At 46.6% G+C, this 22,406-nt stretch carries 17 protein-coding genes; all 17 read left to right on the top strand.

The genetic code is table 11. From position 1 onward, the window contains the following. Positions 1 to 4: 4 nt before the first annotated feature. The 17 genes from M1K58_RS23540 to M1K58_RS23460 all read left to right on the top strand — a co-directional run bounded on the left by M1K58_RS23540 (position 5) and on the right by M1K58_RS23460 (position 22,406). The gene (locus M1K58_RS23540; RefSeq protein ID WP_256761339.1) at positions 5 to 793 is read left to right on the top strand and encodes a phosphatidate cytidylyltransferase; all 789 of its coding nucleotides are present in this window, start codon (positions 5 to 7) and stop codon (positions 791 to 793) included. 45 nt (positions 794 to 838) lie between these two features. After that, entirely contained in the window at positions 839 to 1,981 is a 1,143-nt protein-coding gene (locus tag M1K58_RS23535; RefSeq protein WP_256761338.1) for a 1-deoxy-D-xylulose-5-phosphate reductoisomerase, read from the top strand. Positions 1,982 to 2,097: 116 nt separating this feature from the next. Next, positions 2,098 to 3,360 carry an RIP metalloprotease RseP gene (rseP, locus tag M1K58_RS23530; protein WP_256761594.1) on the top strand — a complete coding sequence of 421 codons (1,263 nt, stop codon included), beginning with the start codon at positions 2,098 to 2,100 and terminating at the stop codon, positions 3,358 to 3,360. A 61-nt stretch (positions 3,361 to 3,421) separates the two neighbouring features. After that, complete coding sequence (gene proS / locus M1K58_RS23525) at positions 3,422 to 4,870, top strand: proline--tRNA ligase (protein ID WP_256761337.1); 1,449 nt, start codon at positions 3,422 to 3,424, stop codon at positions 4,868 to 4,870. Between the two features lie 366 nt (positions 4,871 to 5,236). After that, positions 5,237 to 9,547, top strand: a complete 4,311-nt coding sequence (locus tag M1K58_RS23520; protein WP_256761336.1) for a PolC-type DNA polymerase III — start codon at positions 5,237 to 5,239, stop codon at positions 9,545 to 9,547. Between the two features lie 195 nt (positions 9,548 to 9,742). Next, on the top strand, positions 9,743 to 10,204 hold the full coding sequence (gene rimP / locus M1K58_RS23515; RefSeq protein ID WP_256761335.1) for a ribosome maturation factor RimP: 462 nt from the start codon (positions 9,743 to 9,745) through the stop codon (positions 10,202 to 10,204). Between the two features lie 74 nt (positions 10,205 to 10,278). Continuing rightward, positions 10,279 to 11,376: a transcription termination factor NusA gene (gene nusA, locus M1K58_RS23510; protein ID WP_256761334.1), complete on the top strand. Its 1,098-nt coding sequence runs from the start codon at positions 10,279 to 10,281 to the stop codon at positions 11,374 to 11,376. 49 nt (positions 11,377 to 11,425) lie between these two features. Then, complete coding sequence (gene rnpM, locus M1K58_RS23505) at positions 11,426 to 11,746, top strand: RNase P modulator RnpM (protein WP_306220662.1); 321 nt, start codon at positions 11,426 to 11,428, stop codon at positions 11,744 to 11,746. Then, positions 11,730 to 12,062 carry a YlxQ family RNA-binding protein gene (locus M1K58_RS23500; RefSeq protein WP_256761333.1) on the top strand — a complete coding sequence of 111 codons (333 nt, stop codon included), beginning with the start codon at positions 11,730 to 11,732 and terminating at the stop codon, positions 12,060 to 12,062. Before rnpM ends, M1K58_RS23500 begins: the two co-directional genes overlap by 17 nt. After that, on the top strand, positions 12,055 to 15,180 hold the full coding sequence (gene infB / locus M1K58_RS23495; protein ID WP_256761332.1) for a translation initiation factor IF-2: 3,126 nt from the start codon (positions 12,055 to 12,057) through the stop codon (positions 15,178 to 15,180). The genes M1K58_RS23500 and infB overlap by 8 nt, the downstream gene beginning before the upstream one ends. 29 nt (positions 15,181 to 15,209) lie before the next feature. Next, on the top strand, positions 15,210 to 15,566 hold the full coding sequence (gene rbfA, locus M1K58_RS23490) for a 30S ribosome-binding factor RbfA (RefSeq protein WP_256761331.1): 357 nt from the start codon (positions 15,210 to 15,212) through the stop codon (positions 15,564 to 15,566). 21 nt (positions 15,567 to 15,587) lie between these two features. Next, a complete protein-coding gene (locus M1K58_RS23485) occupies positions 15,588 to 16,574 on the top strand; it encodes a DHH family phosphoesterase (protein ID WP_256761330.1) in 987 nt (328 codons plus the stop codon). Next, positions 16,571 to 17,530, top strand: a complete 960-nt coding sequence (truB, locus tag M1K58_RS23480; protein WP_256761329.1) for a tRNA pseudouridine(55) synthase TruB — start codon at positions 16,571 to 16,573, stop codon at positions 17,528 to 17,530. Before M1K58_RS23485 ends, truB begins: the two co-directional genes overlap by 4 nt. A 15-nt stretch (positions 17,531 to 17,545) precedes the next feature. Then, the gene (locus M1K58_RS23475) at positions 17,546 to 18,529 is read left to right on the top strand and encodes a bifunctional riboflavin kinase/FAD synthetase (protein ID WP_256761328.1); all 984 of its coding nucleotides are present in this window, start codon (positions 17,546 to 17,548) and stop codon (positions 18,527 to 18,529) included. Positions 18,530 to 18,698: 169 nt separating this feature from the next. Next, entirely contained in the window at positions 18,699 to 18,968 is a 270-nt protein-coding gene (gene rpsO / locus M1K58_RS23470; protein ID WP_256761327.1) for a 30S ribosomal protein S15, read from the top strand. A 183-nt stretch (positions 18,969 to 19,151) separates the two neighbouring features. Beyond that, positions 19,152 to 21,251 carry a polyribonucleotide nucleotidyltransferase gene (gene pnp / locus M1K58_RS23465; protein ID WP_256761326.1) on the top strand — a complete coding sequence of 700 codons (2,100 nt, stop codon included), beginning with the start codon at positions 19,152 to 19,154 and terminating at the stop codon, positions 21,249 to 21,251. Positions 21,252 to 21,410: 159 nt separating this feature from the next. Beyond that, positions 21,411 to 22,406: a polysaccharide deacetylase family protein gene (locus M1K58_RS23460; protein WP_256761325.1), complete on the top strand. Its 996-nt coding sequence runs from the start codon at positions 21,411 to 21,413 to the stop codon at positions 22,404 to 22,406.

Here is a 22,406-nt window from a genome sequence, read left to right as displayed (position 1 = left end):
CAGCATGGGTCAGCGGATAGTAACCGGTATTATAGCCGGAGTGGCATTCATCGGCCTGTTAGTAGCGGGAGGATGGTATTATACCGGATTGCTGCTACTGCTCTCGCTAATTGGATACTGGGAATATGTAAGATTAAATGGGCAGGTTTGGATTCGTTTAGATGTGCTTGTTGGTTTCGTGGCGGTTTTATTCATTGCTCTACCGAGAATGCCCTTTGATTGGGAGCTTCCATCGTTTACAACGGTTGCATGGGTGCTGATGTTTATTCTATTATGTGGAACCGTGTTCAGTAAAAACCGTATACAGCTAGAGCACGTAAGTGTTTTATTTTTAGGAGCCATCTATGTAGGAGCCGGTTTTCATTATATGGCTCTTACGCGGGATCTTGAACATGGCATCTTTTGGTCGGCACTCACGTTCGCATGTATTTGGGCTTCAGATGCCGGTGCTTATTTTGTTGGGAAAGCGATAGGTAAGACAAAGTTATGGCCTGCAATAAGTCCGAATAAGACGATAGAGGGTGCTCTAGGCGGTTTAGTTATTGCTGTAATCGTCGGGCTAATCTTCGCGTATAGTAAACCGGAATGGCTAGGTTATGGACAAGCAATGCTTATTGGTTTGACCGCTGCAATTGCGGGTCAACTGGGTGATCTCGTCCAGTCGGCATACAAACGATTCCGTAACGTAAAAGACTCTGGAAATTTGCTGCCAGGACACGGGGGAATATTGGATCGAACGGATAGCTGGCTTATCGTGTTTCCGTTGGTTCATCTGCTTGGACTTTTGACATGAATATACTAGTCAGTTTATACATAAAGGGTAAGTGGGGGTTCTTGCATGAAAAAAATAGCTGTGCTCGGGAGCACAGGCTCTATTGGTACCCAGACGCTCGATGTTATTTCGCGTCAGCCTGAGGACTTTGAGGTTGTGGGCTTAGCCGCAGGTAATAATGTTACACTTCTCCTCGAGCAGGTGCACCAGTTTAAGCCGCAGTGGGTGTCCGTGGCGAATAACGCACTAGCGGAGCAGGTTCGTGCGGAAGTGCCTACTGGAGTGCGTGTGGTGTATGGCGAATCTGGGTTGACGGAAATTGCCGGTCATTCTGGCGCTAATTATGTTGTCTGCGCGCTAGTGGGTAGCCTAGGCTTGACCTCGACGCTTGCTGCGATAGAGGCCGGGGCGGATATTGGTCTAGCCAACAAGGAGACATTAGTAACTGCGGGACATCTGGTTATGCAAAAGGCAAAGGACAAGGGTGTTTCGATCCTGCCCGTAGATAGTGAGCATTCTGCTATCTTTCAATGCTTGAATGGGGAAAGTCCCAAAGCAATCCAACGATTGATGCTGACGGCTTCTGGGGGAAGCTTTCGTGATCTGAACCACGAGCAATTGAAAAATGTCACGGTGGAGGATGCGCTAAAACATCCGAATTGGAGCATGGGCGCTAAGGTAACAATAGATTCGGCGACTATGGCCAACAAAGGATTAGAGGTTATTGAAGCTCATTGGTTATTCGATCTTCCTTATGATCAGATCGATGTCGTCCTCCATCCTGAGAGCATCGTTCACTCCATGGTCGAGTTTATTGATACGAGCGTAATGGCTCAGCTAGGTAACCCGGACATGCGAGTTCCAATTCAATATGCACTTACCTACCCAGAACGTAAAGCTTCACCAGCATCTGCTCTTGATTTGATTACAAAAGGCACGTTGCATTTCCGCGAGATGGATTTGAAACGTTACCCTTGTCTTCGGTTAGCTTACGAGGCAGGGCGGAGTGGTGGAACATCAACAACTGTATTCAATGCCGCTAATGAAGTAGCAGTTGCTCGTTTTCTCAAAGGTGAAATTTCGTTTCTAGCCATTGAAGAGATTATCGAGAAAGTGTTATCTCAACACACCAGTATTGCATCGCCAAGTTTAGAGGCTATTCTTGACACTGATGCTTGGGCACGCTTGGAAGCTTCGGCTATACATTAATGCACAGGTTGTATTCTCTTGTAACGCTTCGGAGAATAATGTTAATCTAAGATCAGCCATTCACGGTAGGGATAAGCAGCTGTTGTTGTTCTCGTGATAACAAAGGGGTTGGAATGATGGGAAATATACAGGTCGCTTTAATGACCGTGCTTATGTTCTTTTTGTTGGTCTCACTGCATGAATGGGGACACTATTACTTCGCCCGAAGGGCTGGAATCTTAGTGCGTGAGTTTGCTATAGGATTCGGTCCTAAGCTGTTTTCCATTAAACGTGGGGAAACTCGCTATACCCTTCGCTTGCTGCCCATCGGCGGATTTGTGCGAATGGCTGGAGAAGATCCTGAGGTCGTTGAAGTACAACCGGGACAAACGTTAGCTGTACGGGTAAAAGACAATGCGGTTACCCGTATTTATCTCGATCGCCTGGATGAACGTTCAGGTGTTATGCGTGGGGAAGTGAAGGCTCTCGATCTGGAGAGAGACTTATTCATTCAGCTAGATGTTGATGGAGAGATCGAACGTTATGCGGTTCATCCTCAAGCATTAATTATAGCTAGAGGCCGTGACACACAAATTGCTCCAATCGATCGTCAATTTGGACACAAACCGGTTGGAAAGCGCGCGCTTGCTATTTTTGCCGGCCCTGTTATGAACTTCCTATTGGCGTTCGTGCTATTCGGATTGGCTTTACTCCTGCAAGGTGTTCCTTCAGAAACTTCGTCAAAAGTATTCATATCAGGAGTTGTCCCTGATTCGATAGCTGAGCAAGCGGGCGTTGAGAAGGATGATTTAGTTAAGTCGATCAACGGAGTTGTTATTGGAGGGAATTATGAGAAGTTCGTTGAGATCATTAATTCTTCCGCAGGAAAGCAAATCAGCCTGGTCGTTGAACGTAAAGGCGAAGACGTTGCTCTCAAGATGACCCCGGATGCTACAACAGGTAAGATCGGCATTTACCCTGCTGGGGAGTATAGAAAACCTAGTGCAGGCGAAACGCTGACTTATGCGGCTACGAGCATGAAGGATTGGACAGGGCGAATATTCGAAGGCTTCCGTAAATTAATTTTCGGTGAGTTCAAGCTGGATGATCTCGGAGGACCTGTCAAGACAACACAAGTGACTGTAGAAATTGCCAAACAAGGATTAGCTCAACTCACCTCATGGGCTGCTGTATTGAGCTTGTATTTAGGGATATTCAATTTGTTGCCGATTCCGGCATTGGATGGAAGCCGTTTATTATTCCTTGGGATTGAGGCTGTTCGCGGAAGACCGATTGATCCTAACCGCGAAAGCATGGTGCATTTAGTCGGGTTTGCGATGCTCATGCTGCTTATGATTGTGGTAACCTATAACGATATCATTGGATTAGTTAGGAATTAAGCTGTAAAGCGTTTTGAAGAAAAGAACGTCGTAAGCATATGTCAGAAGCTGGAGGGCCATCATGTCGAAGGATAAAGGATTTGTAACAGAAATTACGCCACAGAGCGAGGATTTCTCCCGTTGGTATATCGATGTCATTAAGAAAGCGGAATTAATGGACTATTCTCCTGTTCGTGGCTGCATTATATTTCGCCCGGATGGCTATGAGCTATGGGAGAACATGCAGAAGGATCTTGATCGACGTTTCAAGGAAACAGGTCACCGCAATGCTTACTTCCCCCTGTTCATCCCTGAGAGCTTCTTTAATAAGGAGAAGGAGCATGTGGAAGGCTTTAATCCTGAGCTCCCTTTCGTTACCGAAGCAGGTGGCGAGCAGCTCGAGGAGAAATTAGCTATCCGTCCGACATCTGAGACGATGTTCGGTCATATGTATGCAAAATGGATAAATTCCTATCGTGATTTACCTCTGCTTATTAACCAATGGGCTAACGTCGTGCGTTGGGAGAAGAGAACGCTGCCGTTCCTTCGGACAAGCGAGTTTCTTTGGCAGGAAGGTCATACCGCTCATGAAGATGAAGCGGATGCGCGCAAAGAAACGATGCAAATGCTCGATGTTTACACGGATTTTGTTCAGGACGTACTGGCTATTCCCGTTATTAAGGGACAGAAGACCCCTTCAGAGCGGTTTGCAGGCGCAGTAGACACTTATTCGATCGAAGCGATGATGAAGGATGGTCGTGCGGTTCAGGCGGGCACATCGCATTACCTAGGGACCAAATTTGCTGTTGCTTTCGATATTAAATACTTAGATCGTGAGAATACTCAACAATTCTGCCATACAACCTCATGGGGTGTGAGCACTCGATTGATCGGTGCCCTAATTATGGTTCATGGTGATGATCGTGGGCTTGTTATGCCGCCTAAAGTGGCAGTAACCCAAGTCGTGATGATTCCAATTGGCCCACCTAAAACTCGTGAAGTTGTTATTGGTAAGACGGACGAGCTATATGCGCAGCTGAAGGCAGCAGGCATTCGTGTCCGCGTAGATGATCGGGCTGATGTATCTCCAGGCTGGAAGTTTAACGAGTACGAGATGAGAGGAGTTCCGATTCGCTTGGAGCTCGGACCTCGTGACTTGGAAAATGGACAATGTGTGCTGGTCTCCCGTGTGAGTGGAGAGAAGAAATCGGTATCGTTGGATAACCTTGTTGAAGAAGTGCAATCCCTACTAGAGCAAATCCATGAAGATATGTTCAACCGTGCGCTCAGTTTCCGTGAAGAGAACTTTTTCTCCGTGGATACGTTGGACGAGTACAAAGCGGCGGTTGAAGAGAAGAGAGGGTTCGCATTAGCAGGCTGGTGTGGATCAGAAGCATGTGAAAAGCAGGTTAAGGAAGAAACTGGCGCGACTAGCCGTAATATTCCTTTCGAGCCTGCGGAGAAGAAGTCCAAATGTCTCGTTTGTGGCGACGCAGCGGAGCATACGGTCGTATTTGCTAGAGCTTATTAATCTTAATTGTTCTAATCAAAGACAGCTTAGTAGTCATTCTAGGGCTATTAGGCTGTTTTTTTAACATATCAGAAAGTATAAAATTCTCGATACTTTTCTGATATGTCTCCGACATAAACGATCCCCCGCCATCCCTAAGGACGGCAGTAGCCGTTCATGCTTGCGCGAAATTGGAAATGAAAAAGGGGATCGATTGCGAGTGCTTCCCGCGAATTCTATTGAAGGTAGAAGGATCGTCAGGTAAAATAATAGAGAGAGCAGTTCAGCTTCTGATTGAAGAGGGGCTCCAGCGCGAATGGCGTGGGTCCTCCTTCTCGCGGAAGCTTTTATATTTATTGGGTTTTGGGACAGGAGAGGATCGTGGCAATGCAGCCGACGGAAGATGGTCGTAAACGGTTCGAGGTACTGCTGCAACAAGCGGAACTGCCGACAGAGTGGCTAGGGCAACATTTTCGGGACGGACATATAGAGAAGGTGGAAATTAACCGTACCCGTAAAGAGTGGACTTTATATATTGGTAAAAGTGTATTGCTACCGAAATTGATCTACGTTGGATTCATAGAACGTGTTAAGGCAAAGCTTGGTCATATTGCGGATATCAAGAAGATATTCAATTATGGGCAAGATGTATCGTCTGAGAGTATTGTACAGGAGTATTGGTCGGTGCTCGTGGACTGGATGCAACAGGATATTGTTTCCGTTAACGGTTGGTTAGCGAAAGCTGAGCTAGTAGTAGAGGGAGATCTCCTAACGATTTCGTTGCTAAATGAGACAAACTTAGGATTGGCTAAAAAGAAAGAGATCGATGTACAAGTTGCACGATTTTTCGAGGAACGCTTTCAACGCACTTTCCGAGTGAAGCTTACAGTTGGCGAGACGAGCCCTGAAACGTACACAGAATTCACACAGAAAATAGAGCAGGAAAATCGGGACGCGATTGAGCAGATTATGGCTAGTGCAAGGGAAGAGACACCGGTAGAGGAAGGCGAAGCTCCGCAAGTATTGCAACATGGCCATGAGATTAAGGATGTTGCTGTTCCGATTCAGGAAATCCAAGAAGAAGAGAAGAGGGTTACCGTTCAAGGTGTAATCTTTGGTCTCGAGACGAAGGAGCTTAGAACGGGTAGCACGCTGTTTCAGTGTTACATTACCGATTTCTCGGATTCCTTGTCGATCAAGATTTTCGGCAAAAACAAAGAGGACATCAAGATGCTTAGCTTACTTGCTAATGGCAAATGGGTGAAGATGCGGGGGAAAATCGAATATGATCGTTTCCTCAATCCCCCAGAGCTTGTGATGTTTCCGAACGATATTCGCGAAATCGTATCCCCGCCAGAGCCTAAAGACACGGCGGAGGAGAAACGTGTCGAATTTCATCTCCACACGACGATGAGTACGATGGATGCCGTTACTCCCATTGATGTATATGTGAAGACAGCAGCCAAATGGGGGCATAAAGCGATCGCGGTAACAGACCACGCGAATGTTCAATGTTTTCCTGATGCCGCAAAAGCAGGCAAGAAACATGGCATTAAAATGATGTACGGTGTTGAAGCAAACGTGGTCAACGATGCGGTGCCTATGGTTATTCAGCCGCGCGAGCAGAGCTTGGAAAATGCCGAATACGTTGTATTTGATATAGAGACGACCGGTCTATCGGTTACGAACAATAAGATTATCGAGCTAGCTGGTATTAAGATGGTGAACGGTCAAGAAATAGGACGGTTCGAAACATTTATTAATCCGCATGAGCCTATTCCTTACAATATCCAACAATTAACAAATATTACGGATGATATGGTCAAAGACGCACCGGAGCTTGAGCCCAAGCTTAAGGAGTTCATTGCCTTTATCGGAGATGCCATTCTCGTGGCACATAACGCTCGATTTGATGTGGGCTTCATGCAAGAGGCTTGCAAACGTTATGGTCTGCCGCTGCTCACGAACCCTGCACTGGATACGCTTGAACTGGCTAGATTTCTCCATCCGAAGATGAAAAATCATCGATTAAATACGTTGGCATCTTTGTATAAGGTATCTCTGGAAAGTCATCATAGAGCTATTGATGATACGATTGCGCTAGGTGGAATCTTAATTGGATTATTGAAGGAAGCATTGGCACGTGGGGTCACGGAGCTACAATCCTTAAATGAAGTCAATGAGGATAGCTGGCGTACAACCCGTCCCTTTCATTGTGGGATCTATGCGACTAACGCAGTGGGTAAAAAAAATCTCTTTAAGCTTATTTCCTTATCTCATACCGAGTATTTGAATCGTGTAGCGTGCATTCCGAAGAGCAAGCTGATCGAGCATCGGGAAGGATTGCTTGTCATATCCGGCTGTGAGAAGGGCGAGCTGTTCGAGACGGTGCTGAACAAATCGCAAGAGGAAGCGGAAGATATCGCGGCATTCTATGATGTGCTTGAGGTTCAACCCATCGATTTCTACATGCATTTACTGGATAAAGGGCTGGTAGCGAGCCGTGCTGCACTTGAAGAGGCACTTCGTCGGATTTGTAAAATTGGCGAGAAGCTGACCAAGCCAGTAATTGCAACAGGAAACGTACATTACCTAGTTCCGCGCGAGAAAATTTTCCGTGAAATTACGATTCATGGCATCACTGGATTTAGCCCGCTTAAGGACCAACGCAAGCCGGATGCTCATTTCCGCACAACTGCCGAGATGCTAGAAGCATTCCAGTTTCTAGGTAGTGAGAAAGCTTATGAAGTGGTCGTTAAGAACACGTCGGAGCTTGCTGATCGTTTCGAAGAAATCAAGCTATTCCCTGACAAGCTGTTCACTCCGATCATTGAAGGCGCGGACGAAGAAATTCGTACAACGTGCTATGACACCGCTAAGGGAATGTACGGTGATGAGTTGCCTGATCATGTCATCGCTAGGCTGGAGAAGGAATTAGTTCCGATTATTAAGTTCGGATTTTCCGCCAACTATCTCATATCGGAGAAGCTGGTTAAGAAGTCCAATAAGGACGGCTACCTTGTTGGATCGCGGGGGTCAGTTGGATCTTCAGTAGTTGCTATGTTCTTAGGTATATCTGAAGTTAACCCACTGCCTGCTCATTATCTTTGCTTGAATTCGGAATGCAGACATAGTGAATGGTTCCTCGATGGGAGTGTGCCGAGCGGATTCGATCTTCCGAACAAAGCCTGTCCTCATTGTGCATCGATGATGAAAGGCGAAGGGCAGGACATCCCCTTCGAGACCTTCCTTGGTTTCAAAGGAGATAAAGTTCCTGATATCGATTTGAACTTCTCTGGGGAATATCAACCTCAAGCTCATAATTACACCAAAGAGTTATTTGGTGAGAAAAGTGTGTTTCGTGCGGGTACGATCGGAACTGTCGCGGAGAAAACGGCGTTCGGATATACGAAAAAGTACGAGGAGGATCAAGGTAAATCTTGGCGGGGGGCAGAGCTTAATCGCTTAGCCTCCGGATGCACGGGAGTTAAACGGAGTACGGGTCAGCATCCTGGTGGAATCGTCGTTGTCCCTGATTATATTGATGTGGAGGATGTTACTCCTGTACAATTTCCCGCAGATGACAGAAACTCGGAGTGGAAAACAACTCATTTCGATTATCATGCCTTCGAGGATAATTTGCTTAAGCTCGATATCCTAGGACATGATGATCCTACGATGATGCGGATGCTGCAGGATTTGACCGGAATTGATCCAACGACAATACCGATGAATGACCCGAAGGTTATGAGTATGTTCAATTCGGTGGATGCCTTGAAGGTCAGTCCGCAGCAAATTCGCTCTCCGGTCGCTACCTTCGGAGTTCCGGAGATGGGGACCCGATTCGTTAGACAAATGCTAGAGGAGACGAAGCCATCGAGCTTCGCCGATCTGTTGCAAATCTCAGGATTGTCACATGGAACAGGCGTATGGCTGGGTAATGCACAAGAGCTGATTAAAAACAACACATGCACGATTAAGACGGTTATTGGTTGCCGTGATGACATTATGTTGTTTCTAATATATAAGGCTGGAATGGATGCTTCCTTAGCATTTAAAATTACGGAAAGTGTACGGAAAGGCAGAGGACTGACACCCGAGTGGATCGAGGAGATGAAGCGGTGTAAAGTGCCGCAATGGTACATCGATTCCTGTCTCCGCATCGAGTACATGTTCCCGAAGGCGCATGCTGCGGCATATGTTATATCTGCTGTGAGAACCGCTTATTTCAAGTTGTATTATCCCATTGAATATTATGCGACTTATTACACCGTAAGGGCTGCGGATTTCGATGTTGAATTATTTTGCCAAGGCTATGACGCGATCCTTAAAATGCTGCTTGAAATTGAAGGGAAGGGCTTCCAGGCAACGACCAAGGAGAAGAATATGATTTCGATTCTCGAGATGGGGCTGGAAATGACTGCGCGCGGTTTGAAGTTTAAATCCGTTGATCTGTACCGCTCTGAAGGCACTCGTTTCATTATCGATGGAGACAGCCTCATTCCACCTTTTGGAGCTATCCCTGGAGTGGGTGAGAATGCGGCTCGGAACATCGCCGCATCTAGGGAAGAGGGGGATTTCCTCTCGATTGAAGATTTCCAACAACGGTCCAAAGCAAGTAAAACAATCGTAGAAGTTTTGACAGGATTGGGGACCTTCCGGGGGCTGCCGGAATCCAATCAACTCATGCTGTTCTAGGGATCAGAGAGCGGAAGCAAAGGAAAGTTGTGGTTGCCAGCCGCTTTAAGGTTATGTTATATTAATTTTGGTAATCATGTGGATATCACTGTCTGCAGAAGAGTGGGGAAACCCACTCTTTCCGTTTTGTCTGCGGATCTTTGAGGTTATCAATAGCTGCAGGAATCCATTTGGAGCATCGGGGGGTAAGTGATTTTGAATGTTGCACAAATCAAGTCCATCGTAGAAAATTTCTCCTCCTCCTATTTGGAGGAAAACGGGCTTTCACTGGTGGATGTGGAATACGTGAAGGAAGGCAGTAACTGGTTTCTGCGTATATATGTGGACAAGGAAGGCGGCATCGATATTGAGGATTGTGGCCGTGTTTCTGAGTTCGTTAGCGCGAAGCTGGATGAACTGGACCCTATCGAAGACGCGTATTTCCTAGAGGTTAGTTCGCCTGGAGCCGAAAGACCGCTTAAGAAGGCGGAGGATGTTACGAAATCTATCGGCAAACATGTGTTTATTACGACTTATGAACAGATTGATGGGGCCAAAGAGTTTGAAGGAAGGCTGGACGAGTTCGATGGAACGACATTGATTGTAGTGATCGGACGCCGTAAACATGCCATCCCTTACAATAAAGTGGCCTCCGCGAGGTTGGCCATTGTTTTCTAATATCAATATTGTACGATAAATCGAAGCGTTCGCGCGATACGATTTGTCCTGCATTGAGGAGGAATCATCCAGACATGAGCATGGAGTTCATCGAAGCGCTGTCCGAAATCGAGCGTGAGAAGGGCATCAGCAAAGACATTCTAATCGAAGCTATCGAAGCTGCACTTATTTCCAGCTACAAGCGTAATTTTAATACAGCTCAGAACGTTCGCGTCGATATCAATCGGACAACGGGGCAAATTAAAGTATATGCTCGTAAATCAATCGTGGAAGAGGTACTTGATCCGCGACTTGAGATTTCACTGGAAGCAGCAAGAGCTATGAATCCGCATTATCAACTAGAGGATATTGCTGAAATAGAAGTCACACCACGGGATTTCGGACGTATTGCCGCTCAAACGGCGAAGCAAGTTGTAACACAACGGATTCGTGAAGCAGAACGTGGGCTTATCTATCATGCTTTCGTAGATAAAGAGCAAGATATCGTAACAGGTATCGTACAACGCATGGACTTACGCAATCTATATGTTGATCTTGGCAAGGTAGAAGCAGCATTACCTTTAACTGAGCTCATGCCGACTGATAAGTTTAAGCAAGGGGATCGCGTCAAATCTTTCATTACGAAAGTGGAGAACACGAGCAAAGGCCCACAAATTATACTTTCGCGTACTCATCCTGGGCTGTTGAAACGATTGTTCGAGCTTGAAGTACCGGAAATTTTTGACGGCACGGTAGAAATTCGTTCGGTTGCTCGCGAAGCGGGTTTCCGTTCCAAAATCGCAGTGTTTTCCCGTAATGAAGAGGTTGATCCTGTTGGCTCTTGCGTTGGGCAACGCGGAATTCGCGTACAGTCGATCGTAACCGAGCTCAAGGGTGAGAAGATCGACATCGTAAGATGGTCGGAATCGATTGACGAGTATGTTGCAAATGCGCTTAGCCCATCTAAGGTACTCGAAGTTATCGTTTTCGAGGCCGAGAAGATGGCTCGCGTCATCGTACCGGATTATCAACTTTCCCTTGCGATCGGCATTAAAGGCCAGAACGCTCGTTTAGCTGCAAAGTTAACGGGATGGAAAATTGATATTAAGAGCGAAACACAAGCCGAACAGGAATATGGACGGCCGAAATCGACCGGGGCTACGATGCATCAGGACAGCGTATCCATCGACTGAGCATTCGCTTACGAGGTGCGTTTCTTAAGAAACGCTGGGAGGAATCATCTTGAGACCGAGAAAGATACCACAGCGCAAATGCGTGGCCTGTCAAGAAATGATGTCGAAGAAGGAATTGATTCGAATCGTTCGTTCTCCGCAAGGAGAAATTCAAATCGATCTGACCGGAAAGAAGCCTGGTCGCGGTGCCTATCTATGTGGCAAAGTCGCTTGCTTTAAGCTAGCGAAGAAGTCCAAAGCATTCGAACGCGCCTTGAAGACCCCGGTCGATGCGGATATATACGATCAACTGGAAGCCGAATTCATTCAGGTTGAAGAGGAGTTCCAGGCTGGCAAGGAGCTAGTGAGCGAAGATGACGAAAGGGAATAAAGTTTTATCCCGACTAGGTTTGGCGACTAGAGCAGGTAAGCTAATTAGCGGAGAAGAAATTGTGCTCAAAGCGATTAGATCGGGTGAAGCTAAGCTTGTCTTGCTCGCTGGAGATGCATCTGGTAATACGACGAAGAAGGTTACGGACAAATGCAAAAGCTATAATGTTCCATTGTTAGTAGGTTTTACCCGATTCGAACTGGGATCTGCTGTAGGCAAGCCTGAGCGAGTATTATTCGCTGTAACGGATCGGGGTTTTGCCGACATGCTAGCCGTCGGTTGGGGTCAACACTCGGAGGTGGAGAATATTGAGTAAACAAGAAAGTACAGATAATAAGGATAAGCTCAGAGTTTACGAATATGCCAAGCAGCTTAACATGAGCAGCAAAGAAGTTATTACGATACTCAAAAGAATGAACATGCCAGTTAACAACCATATGAGCGTCATGGAAAATGGGATGACTGGGGCTGTTGAGAAGTTTTTCCGCGATATTAAAGCAAATGCAGCTGCGAAAATGGCTCAAGCGTCGAAGCCTGCAGCAGCGCAATCAAGCGCTCCTGCTTCTTCAAGCGCGCCAACTGCTAGCGTACAAGGTCAACCAACACAAGAAACTCGTCCAGCAGCTGCGGCAGCACCTGTAGCATCAGCGCCAGCAACACCAGTGTCGGCTCCTCAAGCGGCACCATCTGCTCCAGCAGCTTCAGCACCAACGGAGTCAGCTTCTTCGGCACCAGCTTCAGCGCCAGTGGCTACTACGAACGCTGCACCAACAAGCGCTGCTCCTTCACAAGGTCAAGCTCCCCGCCCGCAAGGTCAAGGAAACCGTGAAGGCAGTAATCGCCCTCAAGGTAGCTATAACCAACGTGAAGGCGGAAACCGTCCGCAAGGTGGAAGTAGCACGGGTGGTAATCGTCCACAAGGTCAAGGCAGCCAAGGCGGATATAATCGCCCACAAGGCAGCCAAGGCGGGACTAGCAGCACGGGTGGAAGTCGTCCGCAAGGTAGCGGTCAAGGCGGATACAGCAGTGGCGGAAGTCGTCCACAGGGTAGCGGCCAAGGCGGATACAGCAGTGGCGGAAGTCGCCCACAAGGTAGCGGTCAAGGCGGATACAGCAGTGGCGGAAGTCGTCCACAAGGTAGCGGTCAAGGCGGATACAGCAGTGGCGGAAGTCGTCCACAAGGTAGTGGTCAAGGCGGATACAGCAGTGGCGGAAGTCGTCCACAAGGTAGCGGTCAAGGCGGATACAGCAGTGGCGGAAGTCGTCCACAAGGTAGCGGTCAAGGCGGATACAGCAGTGGTGGCGGAAGTCGTCCACAAGGCGGCGGTCAAGGTGGATACAGCAGTGGTGGCGGAAGTCGTCCACAAGGCGGCGGGATGAGCAGTGCGGCAGCAAGTCGTCCTGGCCAAGGTGTAGGTGCAGGCCGTAGTCCAGCTCCTTCAGCAGCAGGTGCACGCGGTGGTCGTCCAGGCGATAGCAGCCGTCCAGCAGCTCGTGGTGATGCTAAAGGGCGTACAGAAGGTGATTTCAACCGTGCCGGTGGTCCTGGCGCAGCGGGTAAACGTAAAGATACGAATAGCCGTTTCGATGATAGCAGAGGCGGTAACTATAGAGGCGCTAAAGGTAAGGGTGGTAAAAATGCTCGTAAGAGCAATCAGCCGCCACGGGAAAAAATCGACAATACACCGAAGAAGGTTATCGTTCGCGGTAATATGACTGTTGGTGAATTAGCGAAATTGTTGCATAAGGATGCATCCGAGGTTATCAAGAAGCTCTTGATGATGGGTGTCATGGCAACAATTAACCAAGATCTTGACTTGGATACTGTTCTTCTAGTTGTTTCCGAATACGGTATAGAGGTCGAAGTGAAAATCGCTGTCGAAGATACGCAATTCGAGACAATCGAAGAAAACGACGATCCGGATGCTTTGGTATCCCGTCCTCCAGTTGTTACCATAATGGGTCACGTTGACCATGGTAAAACAACATTGCTTGATGCCATTCGTGAGACGAAGGTTGCAAGTGGCGAAGCCGGTGGGATTACACAGCATATCGGAGCATACCAAGTTGAAATCAACGGTAAGAAAATTTCATTCCTGGATACACCGGGTCATGAAGCGTTCACGACGATGCGTGCTCGTGGTGCACAAGTAACCGATATTACGGTTCTAGTTGTCGCTGCGGATGATGGTGTTATGCCACAAACCGTAGAAGCTATTGCTCATGCAAAAGCAGCAAACGTGCCGATTATCGTTGCCGTTAATAAAATCGACAAACCGGGTGCGAATTCGGATAAAGTGAAACAAGAATTGACGGAATACGGTCTTGTTCAAGAAGAGTGGGGCGGAGATACGATTTTCGTAGAAGTATCTGCTAAGCAACGTCTTAACCTAGATGGTCTTCTGGAAATGATTCTTCTCGTAGCTGAGATGAACGACTATAAAGCTAATCCAGATAAACGTGCTCGTGGTACGGTAATGGAAGCTGAGTTGGATAAAGGTAAAGGTCCGGTTGCCCGGATTCTTGTACAGAACGGTACACTTAAAGTGGGCGATGCCTTTGTTGCTGGTGATTGCTTCGGACGTATTCGTGCGATGACGAATGACCTTGGTCGTCGGATTAAGGAAGCAGGACCTTCTACTCCTGTAGAAATTACCGGTTTGACGGAAGTACCACAAGCGGGCGATCCGTTCATGGTATTCGAAGACGAGCGTAAAGCACGTGAAATCGCTGATAAGCGTTCCATCAAAACACGTCAATCGCAAGTGAAAGCCAACCAAACGGTTACGCTGGAAGATCTTTTCAGCAAAATCAAGGAAGGCGACATCAAGGAGCTTAACGTTATCCTTAAGGCTGACGTTCAAGGCTCACTTGAAGCACTTAAAGGCTCACTCGAGAAAATCGAGATCGAAGGCGTACGCGTTCGCACGATATATAGCGGTGTAGGTGCGGTTACGGAGTCCGACATTATTCTGGCTTCTGCTTCTTCCGCAATTGTCGTAGGCTTCAATGTTCGTCCTGAGCCTCGTGCACAAGGAATTGCTGAGCAAGAAAAAGTAGACGTTCGTCTGCATACGATTATTTACAAAGTGATCGAAGAGATCGAATACGCGATGAAGGGTATGCTTGATCCAATATTCAAGGAAAAAGTAACCGGACATGCGGAAGTTCGTGAGACGTTCAAAGTTACTAAAGTGGGTACAATCGCTGGTTGTATGATTACTGATGGTAAAATTCTTCGTAACTCTGAAGCTCGTCTTACGCGTGGAGGAATCGTTGTCTATACAGGTAAGCTTGATTCCCTCAAACGATTTAAGGATGATGCGAAGGAAGTTTCGGAAGGCTATGAATGCGGAATTACGCTGGATAAATTCAATGACCTCCAACCAGGCGATATTATCGAAGCATTTGTGATGGAGAAAGTTGAACGCTAATTCTAGCAGCACATGAAGGTGGAATTTGAATGGCCAAATTTCGAGTCGGACGGGTCGGCGAACAGATTAAGAAGGAAATCAGCTCCATCATCCAGACGGAGCTGAAGGACCCGAGAATCGGCTTCGTCACGGTTACCGGAGTAGATATTACGAATGATCTATCGCTTGCACGTGTATATCTGAGCATCTTAGGAAGCGAAGAGCAGAAGGAAGAGACACTTAAGGCAATTGGACGCGCGAACGGTTTCTTGCGTTCGGAGTTGGGGCGTCGAGTTAAATTACGTCATACTCCGGTTATGGAATTCCGCTTTGATAGCTCCATTGCTTATGGCAGCCATATTGAAGATCTGCTCACGAAAATTAACAAGGACTCTTTAGAGTCTTAGGAGCAGCTAGGGGGAAATAGCATGTGGGCCAAGGATTTGAAGGAAGCGGCCGCTTTCATTCGTGAAAGGGACGATTTTCTTATCGTTTCTCATGTGCAGCCCGATGGTGATGCGATTAGCTCTACAGTTGCCACTGGTTGGTTGCTGGAGAAGCTTGGGAAAAAATATACAATGCTGAATGAAGGCTCCGTGCCTTCTCGGCTAGCTTTTTTGTGGAATAGTTTTCAAGTTATTGACATGGTTGGGCAAGGTGCTGCACCAAGCTCGCAATATCGTAACGTGATTTGTGTCGATTGTGCGGATTACTCGCGTGCAGGTAAAACCATCGAATGGTTTGCTCCTGACGCAGAACTGCTTAATATCGACCACCATCCCACAAATGATGGTTTTGGTCGCGTGAATCTCCTAAAGTTTCATGCGGCCGCAACTGCCGAAATTTTATTTGAATTGCTTGACGAGTTAGGGCTTCAATTGGATGTAGATGTGGCAACTGCAATTTATACAGGCTTGCTTACGGATACAGGCGGTTTTCGCTACTCCAACACGAGTCCTCAAGTCATGACAATGGCGTCACGATTGCTGGAAGCAGGGGTCAATGGTCCCGATTTAGCAGAGCATCTCCTTGAGCGAATGACAGTGGGGCAACTCCAGATTATTCAACGGGGGCTATCCCGGATATCCTTTAGCGTCGATCAACGAATCGCCTGGTTATGGGTAAATTCTGAAGATCTAGAGGAAACGGGAGCAACGAACGAGGACTTAGAAGGCTTGGTCAATTATCCAAGAAACGTCGAAGGCGTGGAAGTTGGAATGCTATTTAAGCAAAATGGTCAAGACTCCGTTAAAGTCAGCTTTCGTTCTGCAGGTCGAGTAAATGTTGCCGCTGTGGCTCAGCACTTTGGTGGTGGTGGACATATTCGTGCATCGGGCTGTAGATTTACAGATCCCCTTCATGATGTGATCAGCCAAGTCGTCGCCTACGTTCAGAAAGAGTTGGATGAACTATGAGTCAGCAAGATAATAACTGGGAAGGCGTACTAGCGGTATGGAAGCCAGCGGGCTGGACGTCCCACGATGTTGTGGCTAAAGCGCGCGGTATACTTCGAGTACGTAGGATTGGACATACTGGAACATTAGATCCTGCAGTGACGGGGGTCCTTCCACTCTGCATTGGACGTTCAACCCGATTCGTAGAATATTTGCAAGAAATGCCCAAGACGTATAAGGCAACTTTGCGGTTTGGACTTGCAACAGATACCGAAGATTTAAGCGGCAATGTTATCGATCAGAAGGATGCCTCATTCTTGACGGCTTCCATGATGGTCGAGGCCGCTTTATCTTTTATTGGAGAGATCGATCAGATTCCTCCCATGGTGTCAGCAGTCAAAATCGATGGAAAACGGTTATACGAATTGGCACGACAAGGAATTACGGTGGAACGACCTTCTAGACGTGTGAATATACATGGAATGGACATTTTAGATGTCTTAGTGGAAGGCGAACAGCGAGAGTTAACTTTTTCAGTTACTTGTTCAAAAGGTACTTATATTCGAACGCTTTGCGTGGATATTGGCCGTAAGCTGAAAGTTCCCGCAGTGATGACGGAGCTTGTACGCACGGAGAGCGCTGGAATTAAACAGGAGCATTGCGTTACCCTAGAGCAAATCTCGGAATTGATTGCGCAAGGTAAATTGGGAGATAAACTGTTGGTCCCCGATGCTTTGCTCACCGGAATTCAAGCTGCAACCGCAGCTTATCCGGAATCCTTACATGCACTTCAAGGCAAGGGCATTGAAGCAGGTAAGCTTCAGCCACCTCCTGACAAAGTGGGATTATTGAAGCTATACCGAGCAGATGGGGTTTTTCTCGGATTGTTCTCTGTCGACGACAATAGGGAAATTGTACGTCCGGTTAAAGTGTTTCACTCTCCGGATGGACAACCAAACGACAGTAAGTCCGATTGAGCAGGAGGGCATCAGGTGGAACGATATGATCTATCAGTAGCGAATGTAACGGGAGCTCTCCCTGAAGGAGCACGAAAAGAACGAGGCATATCACTTGCAATCGGCTTTTTCGACGGAGTACATTTAGGGCATCAAGAGGTCGTTCGTCAGGCGGTTGATTTGGCGCATAAACAGGGACTTGTTCCTGCAGTTATGACCTTTGATCCTCATCCTAGAGTTGTTCTTGGTCAAGGCGCAGAGTATCAGACAGTGCTAACTCCACTTGCGGACAAGCTATCTTTGCTATCAGAGCTTGGGGTAGAAGCGGTATATATTGTCCACTTTGATCGGGAGTTCTCTGAAGTTACTGCGGAGCAGTTCGTTAAGACACTCATTTTACCACTCGGGGTTAAAGGGACGACGATTGGCTTTGATTTTGCCTTTGGACATCGAGGCAAAGGAAATGCGGAAACATTGAAGCTTCATGGCAACGGTGAAATTCAGGTGCAGGTCGTTTCTCCAGTTTTTCTGGAAGGTGGCAAAGTCAGTAGCACTAGAGTTAGGAATCGTTTGACAGAAGGGGATTGCCGCGAAGCTTCAGATCTTCTTGGTCGTCCTTATCTGATCCAGGGCGTTGTCGTTCATGGTGATGCAAGGGGTCGGTTACTTGGATTTCCAACGGCCAATGTGCAACCGGAACAGCCTTACGTTATTCCACGAATGGGTGTTTATGCGATCCATATTGATCTATTGTCTGACTCAGGTGATCTTGAAAAACGTTACACTGGAGTGCTTAATGTTGGTCACCGACCGACTTTCGATGCACCTGGTGGTGCGTTGAAGCTTGAAGCCCACCTGTTTGATTTTGATGGTGACCTCTATGGTCGGCAATTAGCATTGACGCTTCATACGTTCTTGCGTGCGGAGAAGAAATTTGATTCGATTGATCAACTCATCAATCAAATATCACTTGACGCTGCTCAGGCTAAAGAATTTTTTTCAGTTAAGCTTTCGGATTAATCTATAGTGATAAGATTGTATATGCAGTCAAGAGTATGCTATACTGTATCTCGTTGCTATCATCAGATTAATATCTGATCTTTATGCACAAATGAACCTTAGCTTGGCAAAGCGTGCTCACCGACGCCTGCTATGCTAATGGCGATTATTATGAAGGAGGTGAACAAGGATGGCATTGACACAAGAGCGCAAACAAGAATTGATTGAAGAGCATAAGACACATGCAACGGACACCGGATCTCCGGAAGTCCAAGTAGCTATCCTTACGCAAAACATCAACAATCTGACAACTCACTTTAGGGAGCACAAGAAAGATCATCACTCCCGTCGTGGTTTGCTTAAGATGGTTGGTCAACGTCGTAAGCTGTTAGCATACTTGAAAAACAAAGATGTTAAACGGTATAGTGCACTAATTGCAAAATTGGGACTTCGCCGTTAATTTGTTACTTGCACGAAAGCAACCTGTCCACGCCGAATGGGGCACAATGCCCCTCAGGCATCAGGTTGCTTTTTCCCATATATGGGATATGAATCCTAAGAGCTATGCCTAAGCTAAGACAAGGCAGGAAATAATGGGAAGAGTGTCGAAAGTACATATAAATGATATGAGGAGGGAATCTGTTTGGAACATCGCGTGGAAATGCAGCTTGGCGGTCGTACGTTTGCTTTGGAAACGGGTCGATTGGCTAAACAAGCGAATGGCGCTGTCGTCGTACGCTATGGAGATACAGTAGTGTTGTCTACCGTTACGGCTTCTAACGAACCAAAGGATCTTGATTTTTTCCCGCTTACCGTTAACTATGAAGAGCGGTTATATGCGGTAGGTAAAATTCCCGGTGGTTTCATTAAACGGGAAGGACGTCCTAGTGAGAAAGCGATTTTGTCTAGCCGTCTAACGGATCGTCCGATTCGTCCACTATTTTCGGAAGGCTTCCGTAATGATGTACAAATCGTTAATCTAGTGCTAAGCGTAGACCAAGATTGTTCGCCTGAAATCGCTGCGATGATCGGTACTTCCGCTGCACTATCGATTTCTAATGTACCATTCAATGGTCCTATCGGTGGCGTTAATGTAGGCCGAATCGATGGTAAGTTTATTGTAAATCCGACTCAAGAGCAAGAAGAAGTATCGGATCTGTTCGTTGTCGTAGCAGGGACTCGTGATGCAATCATGATGGTTGAGGCTGAAGCCAACGAAGTTTCGGAAGCCGTTATGCTTGAAGCAATCATGTTTGGACATGACGAAATCAAGAAGATCGTAGATACGATCGATCAATTGGTTGCCGTTTCTGGTCAACCGAAAATGGCAGTGAAGCTACACAGCGTTGATGCTACAGTTGAAGCTGAAGTTAAAGCGTTTGCTCAAGCTCGTTTGGTACAAGCAGTAAGCATTTCAGAGAAGCATGCTCGTCAAGAAGCGATCGATGCCATTAATGGTGAGACCGTAGAGCATTTTGGTAATCTGTATGCCGAAACACCAAGCAAGCTGAAGGACGTTAAAGAAGTGTTGTACGATATCGTTAAGAACGAAGTTCGTCGTCTAATCACGCATGATAAAGTGCGCCCAGATGGCCGTGGATTAGCAGAAATTCGTCCAATTTCAAGCGATACGTCAATTCTTCCTCGTACGCATGGCTCTGGTCTATTCACTCGTGGTCAAACTCAAGCACTCAGTATTTGTACGCTTGGACCGCTTGGCGAAGTTCAAATCTTGGATGGCATAAGTCCACAAGAATCGAAACGGTTCATGCACCATTACAATTTCCCTCCATTCTCTGTCGGAGAAGCGCGTCCATTACGTCCGCCAGGTCGCCGGGAAATCGGTCATGGCGCATTAGGCGAACGTGCATTGCTGAAGGTTCTTCCTTCGGAAGTGGAGTTCCCTTACACAATTCGTCTTGTATCGGAAGTATTGGAGTCCAATGGTTCCACGTCTCAAGCTAGTATTTGTGCAAGCACGCTTGCTATGATGGATGCCGGAGTTCCAATTAAAGCTCCAGTTGCTGGTGTAGCTATGGGTCTAATCAAAGACGGTGATCATGTTTCGATCTTGACTGATATTCAAGGGATGGAAGATCACCTCGGAGATATGGATTTCAAAGTTGCAGGAACAGCAGAAGGAATTACTGCAATCCAAATGGACATCAAGATTGATGGCATTAGTCGTCAAATTCTTGAAGATGCTTTACAGCAGGCCAAAGAAGGACGTTTGTTCATCTTGGGTAAAATGCTTGAGGCTATTCAAGAGCCACGTAAGCAATTAAGCAAATATGCTCCGAAGATTATTTCTCTTAAAATTAATCCTGATAAAATTCGGGATGTTATCGGTTCCGGCGGTAAAATCATCAATAAAATTATTGAAGAAACCGGCGTAAAAATCGACATCGAACAAGACGGTACGGTATACATCGCATCAACGGATGAAGCGGCTAATCAACGTGCTCGTGGAATTATCGAAGGCATCGTTAAAGAAGTTGTCGTTGGTGAGGTTTATAATGGTACGGTTAAACGTATTGAGAAATTTGGCTGCTTCGTCGAAATTTTGCCAAATAAAGATGGGCTTATTCACATTAGTCAGCTGTCTAACGAGAGAGTTGCTAAGGTTGAGGATGTCGTCAATATTGGAGATCAGATCGAAGTGAAAGTTACTGAGATTGATAATATGGGACGGATTAACTTGTCTCGTAAAGCATTGCTTAACTCCGAAGAAGTATCCGTATAGTCCATTAAATAAAAGCATAGGTTGAACAAAAGAGACTCCAACAAGAAGGTCTCTTTTTGTTTTGCATAATTAAATCGTTTCAATGGGATGCTCACTCATAAAGTCCGATAACTTGGCATAGGATGATGCAGGGATTCGGGACAAGTGGGGGTGAGTGGATTGAAAAAAAAGGTACCCATTGGTTTATTGACGGCGATGCTCGTTTGTTTATCCATTGTATTGCTAGTGGGGATGTATGGACCTATTGAGCCTTTCGTACAAGCTGTTAAGCCACAAGCGAAATCCACAACAGCACTCTTCAATGATAGATCTGAAGATCAATTAATGAAGTGGATAAAATCTGAGGCTATCAAGTATAACAAGCCACCGATCAATGCAGTTATTGATCGGGTTTGGAAAGCGATACCTGGTTATGATGGCCGGGTTGTAGATGTGCAGGCTACTTATCTTAAAGCCAAAGTAATCGGATCCGTACCAGGTGAGAAGAACGGCTTTCCGTGGATATATCGTACGGACAAACCGAAGGTGGATATCAAGGATTTACCCCTCAATCCCATCTATAGAGGGAATCCAGAGAAACCGATGGTGGCTCTTATGATCAATGTGGCCTGGGGTGATGAATACCTAATCCCCATGCTAGACATTCTGAAAGATACAGGTGTCAAAGCAACTTTCTTCTTCGATGGAAGTTGGCTAGCCAAGCATATAGACACTGCTAAAAGCATTATTGAACAAGGGCATGAAGTATCTAACCATGCGTATACCCATCCCGATATGAGCCGGCTAGGGCTAGAGAAGCAGCGTGAGGAAATTGGTAAGACCGAGGCGCTATTGAAAATGTTAGGTGTAAAAAATGTTTGGTTTGCACCACCATCCGGAGATTATAATACTAATACAGTTAAGGTTGCTTCAGAATATGGCTTGAGAACAGTTTTATGGACATTGGATACTGTGGATTGGATGAAACCGGCGCCGTCAACGGTTATTGATAAAATATCTAGAAAAGTAGGTCCGGGTAGCTTGATATTGATGCATCCAACATCAACGTCGCAGGGCGCGCTTAGAGGAATGATCAAGGTCATCAGGGCAAAAGGGTACTTGCCGGGGACTGTATCAGAAACACTTTCAACCGAACGAATTGAAGATCGGTTGTGA

Source organism: Cohnella sp. WQ 127256, assembly GCF_024519285.1.
Taxonomy (GTDB): Bacteria; Bacillota; Bacilli; order Paenibacillales; family Paenibacillaceae; genus Cohnella.
This window is presented reverse-complemented; position numbering and strand designations above follow the sequence as displayed.

What these genes read in the sequence shown, in the direction of transcription:
- M1K58_RS23520 (WP_256761336.1), top strand. Translation starts at nt 5,237, where the DNA reads ATGCAGCCGACGGAAGATGGTCGTAAACGGTTCGAGGTACTGCTGCAA.
- M1K58_RS23485 (WP_256761330.1), top strand. Translation starts at nt 15,588, where the DNA reads ATGTGGGCCAAGGATTTGAAGGAAGCGGCCGCTTTCATTCGTGAAAGG.
- proS (WP_256761337.1), top strand. Translation starts at nt 3,422, where the DNA reads ATGTCGAAGGATAAAGGATTTGTAACAGAAATTACGCCACAGAGCGAG.
- M1K58_RS23535 (WP_256761338.1), top strand. Translation starts at nt 839, where the DNA reads ATGAAAAAAATAGCTGTGCTCGGGAGCACAGGCTCTATTGGTACCCAG.
- truB (WP_256761329.1), top strand. Translation starts at nt 16,571, where the DNA reads ATGAGTCAGCAAGATAATAACTGGGAAGGCGTACTAGCGGTATGGAAG.
- nusA (WP_256761334.1), top strand. Translation starts at nt 10,279, where the DNA reads ATGAGCATGGAGTTCATCGAAGCGCTGTCCGAAATCGAGCGTGAGAAG.
- M1K58_RS23500 (WP_256761333.1), top strand. Translation starts at nt 11,730, where the DNA reads ATGACGAAAGGGAATAAAGTTTTATCCCGACTAGGTTTGGCGACTAGA.
- rbfA (WP_256761331.1), top strand. Translation starts at nt 15,210, where the DNA reads ATGGCCAAATTTCGAGTCGGACGGGTCGGCGAACAGATTAAGAAGGAA.
- rseP (WP_256761594.1), top strand. Translation starts at nt 2,098, where the DNA reads ATGGGAAATATACAGGTCGCTTTAATGACCGTGCTTATGTTCTTTTTG.
- rpsO (WP_256761327.1), top strand. Translation starts at nt 18,699, where the DNA reads ATGGCATTGACACAAGAGCGCAAACAAGAATTGATTGAAGAGCATAAG.
- M1K58_RS23540 (WP_256761339.1), top strand. Translation starts at nt 5, where the DNA reads ATGGGTCAGCGGATAGTAACCGGTATTATAGCCGGAGTGGCATTCATC.